Origin of the sequence: Lactobacillus sp. N54.MGS-719 (genome assembly GCF_000980505.1) — a bacterium.
Classification (GTDB): domain Bacteria; phylum Bacillota; class Bacilli; order Lactobacillales; family Lactobacillaceae; genus Lactobacillus; species Lactobacillus amylovorus.
Genome location: NZ_LARO01000078.1, coordinates 1 through 2,926 on the forward strand (window position 1 = coordinate 1; position 2,926 = coordinate 2,926).

Annotated in this window: 1 protein-coding gene and 3 pseudogenes; 2 read left to right on the top strand and 2 right to left on the bottom strand. The window is 36.1% G+C overall.

Annotated features, from left to right (window positions below; all coding sequences use genetic code 11):
• Together WS44_RS08850 and WS44_RS10295 are read left to right on the top strand one after the other, a co-directional pair.
• On the top strand, positions 1 to 460 hold a 460-nt coding region (locus tag WS44_RS08850; RefSeq protein WP_046434053.1), incomplete at its 5' end, for an ECF transporter S component.
• Positions 461 to 562: 102 nt separating this feature from the next.
• Positions 563 to 793: pseudogene (locus WS44_RS10295) on the top strand (MFS transporter); the annotation flags it as partial.
• A gap of 406 nt (positions 794 to 1,199) precedes the next feature.
• On the opposite strand, the pseudogene WS44_RS08860 reads toward WS44_RS10295, so the two are convergent.
• Positions 1,200 to 2,428, bottom strand: a pseudogene (locus WS44_RS08860) (IS110 family transposase).
• A 260-nt stretch (positions 2,429 to 2,688) separates the two neighbouring features.
• Positions 2,689 to 2,926 (bottom strand): annotated as a pseudogene (locus tag WS44_RS08865) (uridine kinase); the annotation flags it as partial.

Consider the following 2,926-nt stretch of genomic DNA (forward strand, 5'->3'; position numbering starts at 1 on the left):
GAGTTTTTTGCCAACGGGTTATGCACCAGTTGTGGATAATATCTTCACGGGTCTTTGGTACATGGCAGCACCGCTTGCAATGTACTTTGTGCCCACAGTAGGTTCCGGTACGATTGGCGAATTAATTGCTGCAACAGTAGAAATGGCAATTGGCGGACAATGGGGCGCGCTTACTATTTTAGAAGGTTTGATCCAAGGTGCTACTAATGAGATCGGCTTTTTCCCTAAAAAGTCCCGCTATGAAAGATTTTCTTGGGGTAGCGTTTTAACCGGTGCTTTTTTTGCCAACCTCGGTGGTTTTATCCCATCATATTTCATCTTTGGCTGGAGCCACTACCGTCCAAGCTTGCAAATTTTGATGTTTATTACCAGTATGATTTCTGCTTTATTATTTGATGGCGTTTTGGTTAAATTGATTACCAACTTGTTTGATAAGGCACTTAAGCCCAAGACAAAATAACTATAATCAATCCCTTTTTGACATATACACACTTTTATATGATCATATCTATGCTAGAATGGATTATAGGATGTATGCGTTTTCATAAAGAAGGGGATTTATATGAAACGATCGAAGGAAGAAAAAGAAGCTGAAGCGGAGGCCATTAAGAATTGGAATCCGCGTTATAAGCATAATGTCATTATTTATTTGTGGATTTATGGCATTTTAGGTGCGGTTACTGGTATTACTAATGATGCGGCTTTGTCATATTATAAAATTGTCGCACCACATTTGATTTCTGGTTTAAACATTTTTAATGCTTTGATGTCCATCATGATCGCCTATGTCATTGTGGGTGTCATCGATGGTTTGTTCACTGAATTCTACTTGTTCAATACACCAAATGGCTATGCTAATGCTTACTACATTGCAACTGTCATTTATGTCATTGCTAGTGTCTTGCTTCTGGTCTTATTTGCCAAGAAGCACAACAGAATTTTGGATGATGAAAAGAAATAATTGAAAGTGCAAAAATAGCATGGGCAATTTTCCCATGCTATTTTTTCTACCTAAAATCAAGTATTATCAGTAATTTTCTTAATTAATTTATACTCTATTTAATTAGAATATTGGTACGAATAGAGTTAGATTAGTCAAAATAGAAAATATTGTAATATTAGAAAGTTACATAAATGAACCTATGAGTATTGTAGTTTCTTCATAGGTTGCTATACTAAAGATGATTATTTGATTTCAACTAAAGTCTTTGGTTTTGAGTGGCTATGTTGTAGTCATATAATTGATTATGCTTTATTAAAGCAAATAGCGTGCGTATTAGTTTATGCACGGATGCAATGGCAATCTTTTTGTAGCCTCGGCTATGAGAAGATTGCTTTTTCTTATCGTAATAATCAGTAATATGACAAGGACAAGTGGTTTTTACTGTCTCCATTTGAGTAATAACGCGATACAGTATCTTTCTGGCTATGTGATTACCATGTTTGGTAATACCCAGACGACTATCTTTGTCACCAGATTGAGAACGGCCTGGATCATACCAACAAAGGCATCAATTTGAGCTGAAGTATTGAAACGTCTTAAGTCCCCAAGTTTTGCGATTAATCTTAAGGCAGTAGTTCTAGCAATTCCAGGGATACTTAAATAAATCGTTAACGCGCGTGCATTAACAACCTTAGTCAGCTTTTCCATATAATTAATAACCTGATCTCTTTCATTGCTTAAAGACAACAGATTAGAGATAGTGCGTTGAATAGCTCTCACCGTAATGCCATCTTTTCTATCGTAAGGATAAGCTTGTCTAGCGAAAGCATATAGTCTAGCAGTAAGATACTGTGCTCTTTGACGACCAATACCTGATATAGACAATAATCTTTGCTTGACTTGATCTTCATTCATATCCAGGACATATTGAGCATGCGGAAACAAGCTAACAATGGTCCAGTAAATTTTTCCAGAAGGGTTGGACAGTATGTGCTCTATTTGAGGAAAAGTTGATTGCAAGTTGCGGTGAAGTTGATTCTTATTAACGATCAAAGCTCTGGTAAGCTCTTCATAATAACGGCTGGCAGCTTGAAGTTCGTGATATTCCCTCGGTTGAGGTGCTTGAAGTTTTTGTGGTGAGCTAAATTGAATCAAGGCTAAATGATAAGCATCAAGCTTGTCAGTTTTATTATGTCTTAGATTGTTATCCATTAGTTTCTTAGCTTGCAAAGGGTTAAGTCTTAAATATTTAATTCGGTGATCTTCTAAAAATGCCTGTAAACTCAATGAATATACGCCAGTGGCTTCAAAAACCACTAAAGGGGTTATTAAGTATTGGTTTAAATGATCCAATAGTTCTTGATAACCAAATGAATCATTAGAAATAGTAAAGGGATTGCCCTGCTTTACTCGATCAATGACAACACAAACAGTAGACGATCTACTGCTAACATCAATACCAAAGATAATATTTTGACTTATAATTCTAATCTCCGAATAAAGATAAACAGCTTTATCAACCCATTTGATTCCAATTTTCTAAACACGGCATCTAAGTGCCTACATACTTCGAAAAGACTTGTAAATAGGCGGTAAAGCAGTCCGTTTATTTTCCGACATCAAGTGTCTAAAAAACGCAAGACTTTATTCGCTTTATCTTCACCTTTTATTTTAGACAAAATAAAAAGTGCCAGATCATGAATCCGTCGATTCATGATCCAACACTAGGTTAGTATGTTTATTTTCTATTGATTCAAAACTGATTGAATCTTTGTAGTTAACATATCGATAGCTACGTCGTTTTCTCCACCTTCAGGAACGATGATGTCGGCGTAACGCTTAGTTGGTTCAATAAATTGGTTGTACATTGGCTTAACTGTGCCCAAGTATTGGTTGATAACTGAATCAAGTGAACGACCACGTTCCTTCATGTCACGTTCAAGACGACGGATAAAACGAATGTCGTCATCAGTATCAACGTAA